Raw genomic sequence first — 16,143 nt, 5'->3', positions numbered from 1 at the left:
TGAGTAAGTCATAGCTTTTTCTTATGCCCTAAATAAAAATCATTTATAAGACTTACAAGCCAAGTATATGTAAGTCAAAGAAAAAATATAAAAAAGTCCCTAGTAAATAGATTGCTTCTACAAAGTGAAGGCCTTTTGATATATACTAATTACAAAGGTAGACTCCTTTAAAGCAAAAACTTTATAAATATCTAGGAGGTCCTATCTTTTTTATAAGTCCATAACAATTTACTAAGTTACAAAAGTTTATAAACTCGTCCAAGACCCCGAGCTTATATTTTTTAATAACTTAGCTGACTTTAAAGACCTCGGAAATTTTTATAAACTCATAAATTTTATAAAATTCATAAAATTTACCCAGACTCTTAAAGAATACTATGGATAAAATCTTAACTCGAAAGGAGAAAATTATGAGCAAAAAAGATTTAACAAAATTCAAAACGCCACACACTTATGCAATTATTTTTGTTGTAGTTCTTATCTGTTGGGGTCTAACTTTTTTAATCCCGGCTGGTAAATTCTCAACTCACGAAGTTGAATTTGAAAATGCCTCTGGCGAAATTGACAAGAGAACAGTTTTGCAAACTGATACCTTTAGGTACATGCATCCTCTCAACAAGGACTTCTTAGCACAAAATCTTGACAAATTGTATCAAGACAAGCCTATCTTAGAAGAAAATGAAGTAGACCAAGAGGCCTTTGGAGAACTTTTAAAGACTCCAGCAGACACTTGGGACCAAGCTACCCTTGACAAGGTTGGCTTGACAGATGATGTACTCTACGGACTTTATGAGGACAAGTTTTATGACAATTCTGTCAACCTAAACAAGACTGCAAAAATTTGGGGAACAGATGACTTTAATGGCTTTGGTTTCCTTAACTACCTCTTCGAAGGTCTTGTATCAGGAGATAAGTACGGATCAGCAGTTGGTATTGTTGCACTTCTTTTAGTTGTTGGTGGCGCCTTTGGTATCATTATGTCAACTGGTGCCATTGATGCAGGTATCTATGCCGTAATCAACAAGACAAAGGGCCTTGAAAAATTTGCAATTCCAATTTTATTCTATCTCTTCTCACTTGGTGGAGCTACCTTTGGTATGAGTGAAGAAGTCATCCCCTTCTCCATGGTCATGGTTCCCTTTGTAATTGCCCTTGGCTACGACTCCATTGTTGCAGTTACAGTTACCTTCGTTGCATCACAACTTGGCAACGCAGTTTCATGGATGAGTCCTTTCTCAGTTGCCATTGCCCAAGGTATAGCTGGCATACCAGTACTATCTGGTGCAGGCTTTAGACTTGCCTGCTGGGTTATCGTAACAGGACTTGGTGCAGCCTACACTATGGTTTATGCAGAAAGAATTCGTAAGAACCCAAGTCACTCAGTAGTATATGAAACAGACAACAAATTTAGGGAAAAATTAGCAGAAGACGATTCGGCCCAAGAATTTAAACTTGGTCACAAGATCATCCTACTTGAAATGCTAGCAGTATTAGTTTGGATAGTTTGGGGAGTTATGAAACAAGGTTACTACATCCCAGAAATCGCATCCCAATTCTTTGTAATGGGTCTAGTAGCAGGACTTACAGCTGTAATCTTCAAGCTAAACAATATGACAATTAACGATATGGCTTCCTGCTTCCAATCAGGTGCAGCAGACCTAGCAGGCACTGCAGTAGTTGTAGGTATGGCAAAGGGTATTCTAATTGTACTTGGTGGCAGTGATGCAAATTCCTTCTCTGCCTTAAACACAATTCTTTACTCCATGGGCAATGCCTTCGCAGGAGTTCCAAAGGCTCTAGCAGCAATTGGCATGTACCTCTTCCAATCACTCTTCAACCTAGTAGTTACATCCAACTCAGGACAAGCTGCCTTGACAATGCCTATCATGGCACCCCTTGCTGACCTCGTTGGTCTTTCAAGGCAAATCGCAGTCCTTGCCTACCAAATGGGTGCAGGCTTTATGGATGCCTTTACACCAGTATCAGCAAGTTTAATTGGTGTCCTTGGTGTTGCAGGTATTGACTGGTCCAAGTGGGCGAAATTCCAAATCAAGATGCAAGCCTTCTTCTTCCTACTTGGTTCAATAATCCTAATTATTGCAGTAATGATTAATTTTCAATAGGAAGTGATAAGATGATTAAACTTATTAAAAATGTAAAAGTTTATAGCCCAGACTTTTTAGGTACCAAAGACGTCCTAATACTTGGCGACAAAATTGCAGGCATAGAAGACGAGATAAAGCTAAAGGTGTCCTGCATGGAAGTAGAAGAAATTGACGGCACAGGAAAAATTTTAACACCTGGCTTCATAGACTCCCACGTTCACATACTTGGTGGCGGTGGAGAAGGTGGCTTCAAAACAAGAACACCTGAGATAACACTTACAACCCTAACAAAAGCTGGTGTCACAACAGTAGTAGGAACCCTTGGCACAGATGGACTGGCAAGAGATACCTCTGCCCTCCTTGCCAAGGCAAGAGGCCTTGAAGAAGAAGGAATCACATCCTACATCTACACAGGAGCCTACCAAGTCCCAACGCCAACCCTCACTGGCGATGTAATGAAGGACATCATGTCAATAGACAAGATCATTGGGGCAGGAGAAATTGCCCTCTCCGACCACAGGTCCTCACAACCAACCTTTGAAGAGTTCATAAGACTTGCTGCCAACGTCAGAGTTGCTGGCATGCTATCTGGCAAGGCTGGGATAATAAACATCCACATGGGCGACGGCAAATCCAACCTAGCCTACCTCAACCGAGCAGTTGACGAAACAGAAATTCCAATTTCACAATTTTTGCCAACCCACTGTGGTAGAAACCCAGAACTATTTGAAGAAAGCATCAAGTATTTAAAACGTGGTGGCTACTGCGACTTTACAGGCGCCGATGACCCCGACCTCTGGGAAAAAGAATATGGCGAAGTGAGAATCTCCAAAGCATTAAAACGCATCCTAGATGAAAAAATCTGCCTAGACAACTTCACCTTCACATCAGACGGACAAGGCAGCTTCCCAATGTTCAACGAAAAGAATGAATACCTGGGACTTGGCATTGGCAAATCATCTTGCCTCTTAGAAGCCATACAAGAGTGCGCCTTCAAAGAAGAAATCCCACTAGAAATCGCCCTAAGAGGTCTTACAACCAACCCAGCCAAGATCTTGTCCCTAAAGACTAAGGGGTCAATCAAAGTTGGATGCGACGCAGACATTAACCTCTTAGATGAAAAAACATTAGAAATAGAAACAGTCCTCGCCCTGGGCAAAGTCATGGTAAGAAATAAAAAACCAGAAGTCCTAGGAACTTTTGAAAATATTTAAAAAATAAAACGTGCAAGTTAAATGTGTTGTACACATTAGCTGCACGTTTTTTATGTATTAATTTAAAAGCTCCTTGCTAAGAATATACTATATAAAAAATTACCTTGCTTTCAAATCGAAGGTCGAGATTTAGAAAGCAGGGCAATTTTGTGAATTAGATATTGATATTTCCCCATAAAACTGGCACAAATATTTAATTATTCTTTATAAGCTTCCAATAGCTTGCAACTTATTCGTACCTCAAGGCTTCGATTGGATCTAACTTGGCTGCCTTGTTGGCTGGGTAGTAGCCGAAGAAGATTCCTATTAACATTGAGAAACCAACTGCCACTACTATGGAGCTAAGGGACGGAAGACTCGGTGCTTTTAAGAGTTTGGATCCAACCATACCTATTGCAGACCCCAAAATTATGCCGAAGAATCCTCCAATGATGCAAATTATGACGGACTCGATGATAAATTGCTTTCTTATGTCGCCCCTGGTTGCCCCTAGGGCCTTTCTAATTCCAATTTCTCTCGTCCTCTCTGTCACTGACACAAGGAGGATGTTCATTACGCCGATGCCCCCAACTAAAAGGGAGATGGCTGCGATGGCTCCTATGGCAACTTGGATGGACCCCATGGCTGAGTTCATTTGTGATATTTGGCTCTTGGCTGAATAGTATGCAACTTCTGCTCGCGGGTTGTCCTTGTAGAATTTGGAATTTAAATCATCAACTAGGGACTTGGCATCTTCTTCTATTGTGTCAGGGTTTTTCAAAGTCATGGAGATATCGTAGTAGGATGTCCTTGGCTCTGTCAAAAGTTCCCTGTCCCCAGTTGTCCTTGGGATGTAAAGTGATGAGCTTGACCCGTTAAGTGATTGACCCATGACCTTCATCTCTTCGTACTTGTAGACTCCAATTATTGTGGCAACTAGGAGTTTACCATTGACGTCAATTTTTACTTCTTGACCTAAGACTTCTGGTGCTGGGATCTTGTAGACTTTTTCAAGGACCTTGTCTGATATTACTGCAACAGACTTGCCCCTTGCCACGTCTTCTTCATTTAAAAATCTGCCGGCAACCATCTTGAGTTTGAAGATATTTTTTTCGCCCTCTGATGTGGAAACTATGGATACTGCTTCCTTGTTTCTCCCTTCTTTGACATAGCCTTGACCACTGGCTCCTTGGTAGACTAGGTCTTCAATGGTCCTGCCCTCTTGAGCTTCTAAATAGTTTATTATATTTTCTGAGAAGTAATCAGAGTCGTAAAGATCACCCCCATCACTGTCAGAGTTTTTTGTCTTTACATAAATTTGGACTGCTGTGTTGGCTATGGAGTCGAAGGCCTTGTTGACTGACTTGCTAAGGGCATTCCCAATTGTTGTGATGCCGATTACTGATCCGATGCCAATTATTATCCCCAACATGGTGAGGAAGGACCTTAATTTGTTGGCCCTCAGTCCTTCAAGGGAGAGTTTTATTGTTTCTAGTATATCCATTAAATCTCCTCCAAAAGTCCGTCAGTCATCTTGTAAATCCTGCCTGCTTCCTTGGCGAGTTCCATGTTGTGGGTGATGATGATTATGGTCCTCTTGTCCTCTTTGTTGAGTTTGTGGAAGAGATCCATTACATTTCTCCCAGTCTTGGAGTCCAAGGCTCCCGTTGGCTCGTCTGCCAAGATGATATCGGGGTTATTTGCCATGGACCTGGCTATGGCAACTCTCTGCTTTTGCCCACCTGATAGCTCGTTGGGAAGGTGACCCATCCTGTCCTTCATCTCTACTATTTCAAGTAGCCTTTCCGCCCTTTCGGCTCTTTCCTTTTTCCCCACTCCTGCGTAGGTCATGGGAAGTTCAACATTTTTTAGGGCGTTGGACCTGGGAATTAAGTTAAAGTTTTGAAAGACGAAGCCAATTTTTTTGGACCTGTAGGCTGATAAGTCGCTGTCCTTTAGGGTGGAAATTTCAACTCCGTTTAACTCATAGTAGCCTGAAGTCTGTCTGTCAAGAAGTCCAATGATGTTCATAAGGGTTGACTTGCCGGAGCCAGACTGACCCACAACTGATACAAAGTCGCCATCATTTACCTCAAAGTTTATGCCGTGAAGGATTTCTAATTCATTTTCTTTTCCAATGTTAAAGGACTTTTTTATGTCCTCCATTTTTATAAGCTTACTTGTCATTTGCATCCTTCTCTTCGGCTTCTAGGTTTTTTGTAATATTAACCAGGCTGCCTTCTCCATAGCCTCCTGATGTGGCAAGGACCTTGTCCCCTTCTTTGAGGTCTTTGGACTTGATGGCAGTTTCTGCATCATTTTCAAGTCCCCTTGTCACTTCAACTTTTTCTACCTGATAGTTATCCTTTCCCTTTTTCTTTAGACCAAGGACATAGGACTTGTTATCTCTTTCGAAGATGGCATCACTTGGCACCTTGAAGGTGTTTTCTTCCTGGCTAATGATGTACTTAACCCTAAGGGTCATACCTGGAGCAAACTTCTCTTCTTGCCCCTCATCAATTTCTATTACAGTCTTGTAGAGGACTTCGCCAGACTTGTTGTCATCAGCTACTGGCATTGGTGCTGGATCAATGGAGATGACCTTGCCCTTGTAGACTTGTCCCACAAGGGAGTCTGATGTCATTTCAACTTCTGTTCCCACCTTGATGGAGTTCTTATCGTATTCCTTAATTTGTGATTCTATCCTAAGCTTGTCAATGGTTTCGATTTTAACAAGGTAGCCAGTTGGCACTTGACCTTCCTTGGCTGGGACTTCTGTAACAGTTCCATCTGCTGGTGCCTTTATCATAACTTTTTCAAGTTCTTCGCTTAGGTTTTCAATTTCTACATTATCTAAATTGTTGGCTCCTGCCTGAGTTGTCTTTAGGTTGTCCCTTAGACCAGAGATTTCATTGGCAACTTGGATTTTGGTTGATTCCAGATTCTTCTTGGCACTTTCGTAGTTGTCCTTTGCAGCTTCAAGACTTTGTTCAAGGGTTTTTAATTCGTCTTGACGAGATTTCCCTGCCTTTAATGCCTTGTCGGCATCAGCTGATAGGTCTTCCTTCGCCTTTCTCACTTCAAGGCTTGTGGATTCAACTTGCTTTGCTTGGCCTTCAATTTCCTTTTCAAGAGCTTCGGCTTCAGCTTGGTATTTTTGTTCATCAGCCTTGGCAGTGGCTAGGTCTTCAGAAATTTTTCCAATTAGGATTTCTGTTTCTGCTTGTTCTCTTGTTAGGCTCTTGATTTTATTTTTTAGGTTTTCTATTTCATTTTGGATATTTTTAGTGTCAGAATTTTTTCCCACTGTAGTGTTCTCTACAATTTTACTTTCAAGAGTGCCTGCGTTGATACTCTTTTTTTCTGCATTTAAATTATTATTCTTAGGAGGACTTTGGATATTTTGCCTTCCTTCGCCTGCAAGTTCTCCTTGTTTTTCAGTTATTTGACCTTGAAGATCAGATATTTCAATTCCAATCTCAGTAAGTCTCCTCTTAGCATTGTCTAAATCAGCTTGGAGATAGTCCTTGGACCTTGATGCACCATAGGCAAGGGACTTGTTTTGAGAAATCTTATCCCTGTTCTTGTTTAGGTCATCCACCAACTGCTTGTATCTTAAGTCTGTTGCTTCTTCTTGGTAGGTAAGACTTTCTCTTGAACCCTTCTCTGCCACAAGTCCTTGATTGTATCTCTCGTCAAGACTTCTCTTGAAGTCATTGTAGGACTTCTCTGCTGCAAGGTACTGGTCCATGGCTTGGGTTAGGGAAGTTTCAGCTGCCACAAGGGCAGGACTCTTTCCAGACTTTTGACCAGTCACGGCTTCAGTAAGTCTCTTCTTGGCAGCAGAAATTTGTGCCGACAAGTTTTTGTCTGTAGCTGCCTTTTGTGCCTTCCTTGACCTCAGTTGTTGCTCTATACTTGATGAGTCAAGCTTGGCAATTATGTCGCCCTTCTTAACCTTGTCGCCAACTTTTACATTTATTGCAGTGACTGGCAATGCCTTTTCAGAAAAGACTTCCACAGAGTTTGATGGAACTACCTTTCCCTTTTCACTGACGGAGTTAGTAACATCTCCCTTCTTTAAGCTTACAACTTGGTTTTCAGAAATTGTTTCAGCCTTTCCTCCACCGAGTCCAGATAAGATTGGTCTTATGAATAAGCCTAGGGCTAGAACAAGTATAACTAACGCTATAATTTTATTTCTTCTGTTTTTAAGTAGGGTATCCTTCGCTTTTATGTAAAATTTTTTCATATCTACCTCCAGGTTTAATTATATAGTAAGCTTTTCAAAAATTACAATAGTAAAGAACTGCAATTTTCTTTCAAATTTATTAAGATTTCTCTAAATTCCCTTGAAAGATATCTAGGCTTAATTATAAAATAAGAAATATAAAGCTAGAGTTAAGAAAATCAACGAGGTGAAAGATGCTAGAAATTTTAATTTTAATTTTATTTATGGTGACTCTCTTTGTGGCAATAATTTTTAATATTTCAATTGTAATTGCCCTCTTTTTGAATTTAATTCTCTTATCCATTTATGCTTATATGAGAAAATTTAGTCCAAGAGAAATTTGGTCTATGGCATACACAGGCATAAGGGACACCAAGACTATCTTAACCGTATTTTCCCTCATTGGAATGATAACAGGAATTTGGAGACTTTCAGGCACTATTGCCTACATAATTTATCACGGAACTTCTTTAATCTCTCCCAAATTTTTCTACGTGGGAGTCTTTGTCTTTAACGCTTCCATCTCCTTCTTAACAGGGACAAGTTTTGGTACTGCTTCTACAGCAGGGATTATATCTATGTCGATTTCCAATGCCATGGGCTTCAACCCTCTTGTGTGTGGTGGGGCAATTTTGTCAGGTGGCTTCTTTGGAGACAGATCATCACCAATGTCAACATCAGCCCTCTTGGTGGCAACTCTTACAAAGACAGACCTTTATACCAACTTGAAGAATATGTTTAGGACCTGCATCATACCTCTTATACTAACTATTGCTACTTACCAAATTTTTAATTTTGGTATCGAAGCAAGAGTCGACAAGGATAGTATTGAGATGATAAGAAACCTCTTTAATTTCAGTCCTCTTCTAATACTCCCAACCCTATCCATTATTATCTTCTCAATTTTGAAGCTTGATTTAAGAAAAAATTTGATGATTTCTATAGGAATCTCAATAATCTTTGCAGTTATCTTACAAGACAAGTCTATAAAAGAAGTTTTTCATGCCTTAATCTTTGGTTTTCATTTGGATTCTCCAGCTGGCAAGTTAATCAACGGCGGTGGATTTTTCTCTATGTTCAAGATGCTTCTAATCGTTGGAATTTCTTCTGGCTACTTTGGTTTCTTCAAAGAGACCGACCTATTAGTTGGTGTGAAGAAATTTGTAAACAAAATTTTTAAGAAGCTACCTAATATGGTGCTTATGCCTCTTATGTCTACAATAATTTCAATTTTTTCTTCTAACCAAACTCTTTCGATTATGCTAACTTATGAAATGGCAAGAGAAAGTTATGACGACAGAGACAAGCTAGCCCTTGATATGGAGAACTCAGCAGTTATGACTCCAGTCTACATCCCTTGGAACATAGCAGGAAGGACACCAATGGAAATGATTGGCGCACCAATAGTGTCCGTTTACTTCTCCTTCTACCACCACTACATCATCCTAGTGAACGCAATCTTTTCTGTAGTGGACTTCTATAAGTCTAAGGACAAGAAGTAGTTTAAGAAAACTTTGAAAATAAATTTTGAAAATAAGGATTAAGTTAAATGAAAAAATTTAAATTAATAAGTTTAGAAAGTTAATGTTAAAATTAAATATAAAAGTTATAAGATGATAAAATTTGAAAAATGATTTTATAAAAATCTTCACAATCGAGTAGGGCTAAATAAATAGCCCTCTCACACCACCGTACGTGCCGTTCGGCATACGGCGGTTCAATTTAATTTACACATGACCTGCTTATATAGTAATCGTATGGGTCTACTAATCCTGTTTTGGTTAGTTTTTCCTTTGTGATTACTCTTACTAAGCAGGTTTTTGTTGCTACAAAGTAATACCTATCTCCACAATAGGCGGTTATTCTTGCTAGGTCTTTTCCTACCCCCATTTTCATTAACGCCCATTGTCTTTTCTTCGGTACTTTCCACATTTTCCAACATATTATTCTGAGCCTAGTTCTTAATTGTTCACTAAATCTTTTTAGTTTGCTTTTCATATCCGCAATCCTAAAGTAATTTATCCAGCCTCTTGTTACTTCATTTAATTTCTTGATTCTGTATTCAAAAGGAACTGACCACTTTCTTGTGGTTAGTTTTTTTATTTTGTCTTTGAATCTTTTAAATGATGTTTCATGGACTCGTGCTTTCCATTGTTTTGATTTGTTGTTTTTCCAGTAGCCAAATCCTAGATATTTAATCTTGCTTGGTCTTGTTATTTTGCTTTTTTCTGCATTTACTTTTAAGCCAAGTTTATTTTCTATGAATCTTGTTACTGAATACATTACTCTTGTTGCTGCTGCTTTACTTCCTACAAATATTAGACAATCGTCTGCGTATCTAGTGAATCTAAGTCTTCTTGATTCTAGTTCTTTGTCTAGTTTGTCTAGCATAATGTTGCTTAGTAGTGGTGATAGGTTTCCACCTTGTGGGGTTCCTATTTCACTTTCTTCGTATACGTCTTTGTTCATTATTCCCGCTTTTAGGTATTTTCTGATTAGTGATTCTGTGTCTGGCGCTTTGATATGTTCATGAACTTTGCTCATTAGTTTATCTTGTGGCACTTTGTCAAAGAATTTTTCTAAGTCTATATCTACTACCCATTCGAATCCGTCGTTTAGGTATTCTAGGCTTTTTGTTATTGCCATTTGACAGTTTCTTCCTGGTCTGAAGCCATAGCTTGTTTCAGAAAATCTTTGGTCTATTATTGGTGTTAGAACTTGCACGATTGCTTGTTGGATTATTCTGTCCATTACTGTTGGTATTCCGAGTTTCCTTTTCCCTCCGTTTGGTTTTGGAACTTCTACTCGAATTACTGGTTGTGGTTTGTAGCGTCTTTCGATAATTTCTTGTCTTATCCTTGTCCAGTTTTCTTTGATGTATTCATCTATTTCTTCTACACTTATGCCATCTATTCCCGCCGCTCCTTTATTGGAGATAACTTTTAGTTTGGCTTGGTGCATGTTTTCTGGATTTAGGATTTGACTTATCAGTTTATCTTCCATGTGTGCACTTGCTCCTTTCCGCTTGCATAACTTATTTCTTAGGTGTGAGATTTTGTTTTCATTTACGTTTCTGCTACTTTCTCTGTCAGATTTGTTATGCAACATACATTTTACTTGTGCTGTTAAATTGTTCAGCCCTTCAGTGTTTCCACCTACTATGACTTCTGCTGACTTCTCACTATTCGTTGTTACTACTGTTTCGCTAGTGAGACCTCACGGGATAAGCCCTAATACTCTCATCGTTTACTCGCAGAATTTACGTTTTGGGTTTACGGTTACCTTTTGGGTTTTTGCTATCTGTGGCTAGCTTGCCCACCTGTTGCGCCTCATATTCTGTTTCTGTTCGTCAAGTCACGATTTCGCTATTGCTTCTTCTCTCCTAGATGTCACCATCTAAAACTTGCAAGTCGCTATTAGATTCGTCGGTAACTACGCTCCGTAGGGAATTTCACCCCAGCATTAGAACATGCCCGTCATACCACAAAAAACTCAGATCTTTTACAACCTGAGTTTTTATTATTCTATATCTTTGTAAAGGTTCTTGGCTTTAATTTATTTTCTATTGCACCAAGGACGAAGTCTGCCAAGACTGCCATGAGGGCTGTTGGGATTGCTCCTCCTATTATTATGGGGCTTCCATTGGCAACTGTGATTCCCCTTGTGATTATATCTCCGAGGCCTCCTGCTCCTATGAAGGTACCCACTGCTGTTACTCCTATGGCAAGGACAAGGGCATTTCTTATACCACCCATTATTATTGAAATGGCAAGGGGAAGTTCTACCTTTATCATTATTTGGTATTTTGTCATTCCCATTCCCTTGGCTGCATCAACAAGGTCTGGCGTAACAGAGCTTATTCCTCCCACTGTGTTTTTTAATATTGGAAGGATTGCGTATAGGAAGACTGCAAAGACCACTGTGTTTGGTCCCGTCCCTATTAAAAACATAAGGATAGCCAGCATGGCAAGGGATGGTATGGTCTGCATCACATTGGCTATGCTTATTGTAAGTCTTGATAATTTTCTCTTTCTCGCTACTGCAAAGCCCAGTGGTATTGCTACTATTGATGCAAAGAGAACTCCGTAGATGGAAATTAGAAAGTGTCTAATAAATTGTTCAAAGACATAGGATGCGTTCTCCATATAGTAAATTATTACATCAGACATTTTTTCCTCCTTCCACAAATTCCTTATATTCTTTTATCTTGTTTTCGTCAACTTTTACATCTTCAAAATACTTGTGCTTCTTTAAAAAGTTCTCTGCAACCTTTGTTGGCATCTCTAGGTCTTCGTCTGCTTGACGGTTTAACTCTTGCATATCTTCTGATGAGATTTGTCCCACAAGCTTCATCATTATTGTCTCAAGCTCTGGATATTTTTCCACGATTGCCTTTGACAAAACTGGTGAGCAGTCGTAAGGTGGGAAAAGTCTCTTGTCATCTTCTAGGACAACTAGGTCATAGGATGAAATCTTTCCATCTGTGGAATATCCAAGGACTAGGTCCATCTCTCCACTGGCAAGGGCTGTATAAACTAAGCCAATGTCCATGGGGTAAACTGTCTTAAAGTCAAAACCATAGATTTCTTTGAAGGCCTTATAACCATCACCCTCTCTCTTGATCCAGGCTGTGTCAACTCCAACTTCAAGCTTGTCCTTTAATTTTTCAAGGTCAGAAACTTTTTTAAGCTTGTTTTCTTCTGCAAATTTTTTTGTAACCATAAAGGCGTAGGTGTTGTCAAAGCCAAAGGATGGGTACCAGTACCTCTGCCACCTCTTGTAGTATTCTTGCATTACAACTTTCTCTGCCTCTTTGGGGTCCTTAATTGGGTCCATACCAAGTTCTCCACTTAGGGCTGTTCCTGTGTACATGGCTCCAACAATATTTACATCTCCCTTTAACATGGCTATGTGGTTTAGGACAGATGATGACAAGTTGGTGATGAGTGAAACATCAATGTCGCTGTGATGTTCTATCATTTGCTTAACAATTTCTCCCAGGATCTGTCTTTCTGTGTTGGATCCCGTTGCCACAACTACGCTAGTTTTTGTATTGCCACCAAGCCCTGGTAGGGTGCAGGATGTTAAAAAGATTGGCAGGATAAGAAAGATTAAAAATAATTTTTTAATTTTTTTCATTATGCCGCCTCACTTTTCTTGTTAGGGGATAGCTTTTCTTCTAGGATGCCAAAGAGGAAGTCCACAATTATTGCCATAAGGGTAACTGGAATTGTCCCCCAAACTACCATGGGCATTATGGCATTAGTTAGTCCGTTGAAGATAAAGTCTCCAAGTCCACCTGCTCCCACATAGGCTGCTAGACTTGTCCAGGCAAGAACGTAAACTCCTGAAAGTCTTATGCCACCCATGATGACTGGCATAGCCATAGGAATTTGGACCTTGAAAAGTATTTGCGACCTTGTCATCCCCATTCCCTTAGCTGCATCTATTAGACCTTCATTCACTCCTCCTATACCAAGATAGGTGTTCCTCATAATCGGAAGCAAAGAGTAGATAAAAAGTGCAACTATGGCAGGCTTCTTTCCAACTCCAAAAAGTGGAATCATAAGTGCCAAGAGGGCAAAGGATGGAACTGTTTGAAGGACTGATGCTATTGCCATGACAATTTTTGCTACCTGCTTGGACCTATTGAGCAAGATTCCAAGTGGTACTGCCACAAGTATTCCAAGGGCAAGAGAAATTGCCGCAATCATAAGGTGTTCCAGAGACTTTGAAAAGATTTCTCCACTATTTGCTAGTAAAAAATTAATCATTATCATCACCTATTTTCTTAGGTGACTCACCCGATGCATCCTTCATAAGTGCAGACAAGTTGTCCTCTTCATAGACTTCTTCAGCCTCTTCCTCTTCTTCATTTCCCCAGAGGTTGGTGTAAATTGTATCTACTACTGATGCCCTGGTAACAAGACCAACAAGTTTGTTTTCCTCATCAACAACTGGCAGGTTTTTTATGTCTAGCTTGTAGATGTCATGAATTGCATTCATAATTACTGTGTCCTCTCCTATGGCATAGACCGTGTCCATGACTTCATGAAGAGCTTTTATGTGCTTACCAAATCTTCCTATGTCAAACATACCCACAGCACCAAGTAAGTGACCTTCTTCGTCTGTTACAAAAATTGTATCGACCCTCTTCTTTCTCATAAGGGCAAGGGCATCATAGGTTGACCTGTCACTTGTAAGGGAAACTGGGTTCTTTAACATTATTGTCTCCACAGTCCTGTAAGAAGTCTTTGCCTCGTTCATCTTTTCTTGACCTAGCATTTCTTCTACATATTTTGATTTTGGATTTTTAAGTATATTTTCAGGTGTATCAAATTGTTCAACGTGACCCTTCTTCATGATAACTATCCTGTCTGCAAGTGAAAGGGCCTCATCCATGTCGTGGGATACAAAGACTATTGTCTTGCCCATTTCTCTTTGAAGTCTTTTGACAAGTTTTTGAAGGGCATCTCTCGTTATGGGGTCAAGGGCACCAAAGGGTTCGTCCATTAGGATAATGTCTTGGTCTGCTGCCAGAGCCCTTATAACTCCAATCCTCTGTTGTTGGCCACCAGATAATTCTGATGGGTATTTGTCTAAGTAGGAAAGAGGTAGGTCCACTTTCTCAATTAGGTTTTCTGCAATGGGCCTTAACTTTTCTTCGTCCCATTTCAAAAGTCTTGGGACTAAAACTATGTTATCGTAAACTGTCATATGGGGCAGGAGTCCAATTTGTTGAATTACATATCCAATTTGCCTCCTGAGCTCAACTGGGTCCATGTCCTTGATGCTGACTCCATTAATGAGGATATCTCCTGAAGTGATTTCGTTCATCCTGTTTATCATCCTCATGCAGGTGGTCTTGCCCGATCCACTGGCTCCAATAAAACATATAAACTCGCCATCTTTGAATTTTAAATTTATATTTTCCGCTGCAACCTGATTACCGGGATAGATCTTGCTGACTTTTTTAAATTCAATCATTAATAATCTCTCCTTTAATCAATTAATCTTCATTAGTGTGAAGACTTTAGCTTTCATTTTTAAAAATTTTAATATTTTTAAAATTTTTCTTCTTTTCTATTATACCCATAAGAGGGAACTTTCAATAATTAGTAACTAGGCTCAGCTTAATCAAGTAAGTTTTGTGTGAATTTTTATTGTTTGTGACTTTGTAAATTTTTGTGACTTTTTAGGTTTTTATGACTTTGTAGGTTTTTATGGCTTAGCAGTAATTTATAAACTTGTAATTTTTTATAAGGTCGCAAGATCTTATTAACTCATAATTTTTTATTAACTTGCAAAGTCCTCTTAACCTGCAAGTCATCTAACTTGCATAAAAAAAACTCCTCACTATAGCGTGAGAAGTCTTTCTTAAAATTTTTAAATTTTCTTCATTCTAAGGTCTAAGTTCTTTTCCTTGATCTTATACTCTGTGTACTCTTTTATCAGGGCGTAGATAGTTGATGCAAGGGGTATGAAGCCCCACATGCCCACTACTCCAAAGAGGGATCCACCAATAGTGATTGCCACAAGAGTCCATAGGGATGGAAGTCCTACTTTGTTACCCACAAGTTTTGGATAAACGAGGTTTGATTCAATTTGTTGCAAGATAAGAATCAAGATTATGAATGCCATCCCCTTAGTTGGATCTTTAATTACAGTCATAACAAAGGCCATGGTGCCACCAAGGAAGGGCCCAATGATTGGCACAAGGTCTGTGACTCCAACTATTACACCAATTGTAGCTGCGTTGGGAATTCTTAAAATCAAGCAAAACACAAAAGTCGCTATACCTATAAAGCTTGACACTGTAAGCTGTCCCCTTATGAAACCAAAAAAGTTTTCGTGTAAGAGGTGGGCTACGTGCAATATTTTATTTGCCAACTTGTTGTTAAAACATGAGTAGCAAATTCTTGTAGCTTGGTAGCCAAGTCTTTCCTTGTCTGCAAGGATGTAGATAGATGTAATAAGGGCAAGGAAGAAGGATACCAAGCCACCTAGGATACTGGATGCAGTTGATAAGGCAGAGTTTAATATATAGGATGACTTTTCGTCGGACTTCACAAAGCTCCCGACCCTATTAAAAATTTCGTTCCAAGATAAGTTGTCGTAGTCAGCTTGAAGTTTATCAGAGTAATTGCTCAAATAAGGTATGCCCCTTGTCTTATCTATTGCCATTTGCAAGAAACTTGGAAGGGACTTCCTAAGTTCGTTGAAGGAATTTATAAGTTGTGGGACTATTATTGCCGTAATTATAAATATGGCGAGGATTATCACTATAAAGGATATAGCGATGGAAATTGTCCTCTTGTGCTTTTGAAATTTTTCATTTTTTATCTTGTCAAAAACTTTTCTCTCTAAAAAGTTTAGGGGTATCTTCATTATAAAGGCTATGACTCCACCTAGGATAAAGGGAGTCACAACTCCAAGTAAAACTCCAAAACCTGAAAATATTGTCTTGGAGTTTACAAATAAGTATGCCACAAATAAGAGGGCAAGTCCTGTCAAAAATATCTTCTTGTAGACATCAGTCTTAAAGGATAAGCTTGATGGTATTTTCTTTTCTTCAATTTCTCTTTCTCTTTTCTCTTCCATTTCTTCCTCTTTT

12 protein-coding genes are annotated in these 16,143 nt (G+C 39.3%); 3 read left to right on the top strand and 9 right to left on the bottom strand.

Annotation, left to right across the window (positions count from 1 at the left end; all coding sequences use genetic code 11):
- The first annotated feature begins 410 nt into the window (after positions 1-410).
- Positions 411-2,123, top strand: a complete 1,713-nt coding sequence (gene yfcC / locus CAN42_RS03755) for a putative basic amino acid antiporter YfcC (protein ID WP_085875599.1) — start codon at positions 411-413, stop codon at positions 2,121-2,123.
- A gap of 11 nt (positions 2,124-2,134) precedes the next feature.
- Positions 2,135-3,319, top strand: coding sequence for a beta-aspartyl-peptidase (gene iadA / locus CAN42_RS03750; protein WP_085875598.1), 1,185 nt, complete (start codon positions 2,135-2,137; stop codon positions 3,317-3,319).
- A 229-nt stretch (positions 3,320-3,548) separates the two neighbouring features.
- Here the strand turns inward: iadA and CAN42_RS03745 are convergent, their stop codons facing one another.
- From CAN42_RS03745 to CAN42_RS03735, 3 genes are read right to left on the bottom strand one after another with little or no spacing between them, the layout of a single operon-like run.
- A complete protein-coding gene (locus CAN42_RS03745; protein ID WP_085875597.1) occupies positions 3,549-4,802 on the bottom strand; it encodes an ABC transporter permease in 1,254 nt (417 codons plus the stop codon).
- Positions 4,802-5,485 (bottom strand): ABC transporter ATP-binding protein, encoded by a 684-nt coding sequence (locus CAN42_RS03740; RefSeq protein ID WP_085875596.1) that lies wholly within the window; start codon positions 5,483-5,485, stop codon positions 4,802-4,804. The genes CAN42_RS03745 and CAN42_RS03740 overlap by 1 nt, the downstream gene beginning before the upstream one ends.
- Positions 5,475-7,550 carry an efflux RND transporter periplasmic adaptor subunit gene (locus tag CAN42_RS03735; protein WP_085875595.1) on the bottom strand — a complete coding sequence of 692 codons (2,076 nt, stop codon included), beginning with the start codon at positions 7,548-7,550 and terminating at the stop codon, positions 5,475-5,477. Before CAN42_RS03735 ends, CAN42_RS03740 begins: the two co-directional genes overlap by 11 nt.
- Before the next feature lie 173 nt (positions 7,551-7,723).
- Here CAN42_RS03735 and CAN42_RS03730 point away from each other — a divergent pair, with 173 nt between their 5' ends.
- On the top strand, positions 7,724-9,031 hold the full coding sequence (locus tag CAN42_RS03730) for a Na+/H+ antiporter NhaC family protein (RefSeq protein WP_085875594.1): 1,308 nt from the start codon (positions 7,724-7,726) through the stop codon (positions 9,029-9,031).
- Between the two features lie 220 nt (positions 9,032-9,251).
- Here CAN42_RS03730 and ltrA read toward each other — a convergent pair whose 3' ends face one another.
- From ltrA to CAN42_RS03700, 6 genes are all read right to left on the bottom strand, one after another.
- On the bottom strand, positions 9,252-10,532 hold the full coding sequence (ltrA, locus tag CAN42_RS03725; protein WP_085875593.1) for a group II intron reverse transcriptase/maturase: 1,281 nt from the start codon (positions 10,530-10,532) through the stop codon (positions 9,252-9,254).
- Between the two features lie 521 nt (positions 10,533-11,053).
- Positions 11,054-11,698: an ABC transporter permease gene (locus tag CAN42_RS03720; protein WP_085875592.1), complete on the bottom strand. Its 645-nt coding sequence runs from the start codon at positions 11,696-11,698 to the stop codon at positions 11,054-11,056.
- Complete coding sequence (locus tag CAN42_RS03715) at positions 11,691-12,668, bottom strand: osmoprotectant ABC transporter substrate-binding protein (protein WP_085875591.1); 978 nt, start codon at positions 12,666-12,668, stop codon at positions 11,691-11,693. The genes CAN42_RS03720 and CAN42_RS03715 overlap by 8 nt, the downstream gene beginning before the upstream one ends.
- Positions 12,668-13,303 (bottom strand): ABC transporter permease, encoded by a 636-nt coding sequence (locus CAN42_RS03710; RefSeq protein WP_085875590.1) that lies wholly within the window; start codon positions 13,301-13,303, stop codon positions 12,668-12,670. The genes CAN42_RS03715 and CAN42_RS03710 overlap by 1 nt, the downstream gene beginning before the upstream one ends.
- Positions 13,296-14,516 (bottom strand): ABC transporter ATP-binding protein, encoded by a 1,221-nt coding sequence (locus CAN42_RS03705; protein ID WP_085875589.1) that lies wholly within the window; start codon positions 14,514-14,516, stop codon positions 13,296-13,298. Before CAN42_RS03705 ends, CAN42_RS03710 begins: the two co-directional genes overlap by 8 nt.
- Before the next feature lie 399 nt (positions 14,517-14,915).
- On the bottom strand, positions 14,916-16,130 hold the full coding sequence (locus CAN42_RS03700) for an AI-2E family transporter (RefSeq protein WP_085875588.1): 1,215 nt from the start codon (positions 16,128-16,130) through the stop codon (positions 14,916-14,918).
- Positions 16,131-16,143: the final 13 nt, after the last annotated feature.

The sequence above is a fragment of the Peptoniphilus vaginalis genome, assembly GCF_900176605.1.
In the GTDB taxonomy this organism is placed as follows: Bacteria; Bacillota; Clostridia; order Tissierellales; family Peptoniphilaceae; genus Peptoniphilus_A; species Peptoniphilus_A vaginalis.
Note: the sequence above shows the minus strand (reverse complement) of the source record. Positions and strands in the feature narration are given on the sequence as shown.

What these genes read in the sequence shown, in the direction of transcription:
- CAN42_RS03730 (WP_085875594.1), top strand. Translation starts at nt 7,724, where the DNA reads ATGCTAGAAATTTTAATTTTAATTTTATTTATGGTGACTCTCTTTGTG.
- iadA (WP_085875598.1), top strand. Translation starts at nt 2,135, where the DNA reads ATGATTAAACTTATTAAAAATGTAAAAGTTTATAGCCCAGACTTTTTA.
- ltrA (WP_085875593.1), bottom strand. Translation starts at nt 10,532, where the DNA reads ATGGAAGATAAACTGATAAGTCAAATCCTAAATCCAGAAAACATGCAC.
- CAN42_RS03710 (WP_085875590.1), bottom strand. Translation starts at nt 13,303, where the DNA reads ATGATTAATTTTTTACTAGCAAATAGTGGAGAAATCTTTTCAAAGTCT.
- CAN42_RS03735 (WP_085875595.1), bottom strand. Translation starts at nt 7,550, where the DNA reads ATGAAAAAATTTTACATAAAAGCGAAGGATACCCTACTTAAAAACAGA.
- CAN42_RS03715 (WP_085875591.1), bottom strand. Translation starts at nt 12,668, where the DNA reads ATGAAAAAAATTAAAAAATTATTTTTAATCTTTCTTATCCTGCCAATC.
- CAN42_RS03745 (WP_085875597.1), bottom strand. Translation starts at nt 4,802, where the DNA reads ATGGATATACTAGAAACAATAAAACTCTCCCTTGAAGGACTGAGGGCC.
- yfcC (WP_085875599.1), top strand. Translation starts at nt 411, where the DNA reads ATGAGCAAAAAAGATTTAACAAAATTCAAAACGCCACACACTTATGCA.
- CAN42_RS03705 (WP_085875589.1), bottom strand. Translation starts at nt 14,516, where the DNA reads ATGATTGAATTTAAAAAAGTCAGCAAGATCTATCCCGGTAATCAGGTT.
- CAN42_RS03700 (WP_085875588.1), bottom strand. Translation starts at nt 16,130, where the DNA reads ATGGAAGAGAAAAGAGAAAGAGAAATTGAAGAAAAGAAAATACCATCA.
- CAN42_RS03740 (WP_085875596.1), bottom strand. Translation starts at nt 5,485, where the DNA reads ATGACAAGTAAGCTTATAAAAATGGAGGACATAAAAAAGTCCTTTAAC.
- CAN42_RS03720 (WP_085875592.1), bottom strand. Translation starts at nt 11,698, where the DNA reads ATGTCTGATGTAATAATTTACTATATGGAGAACGCATCCTATGTCTTT.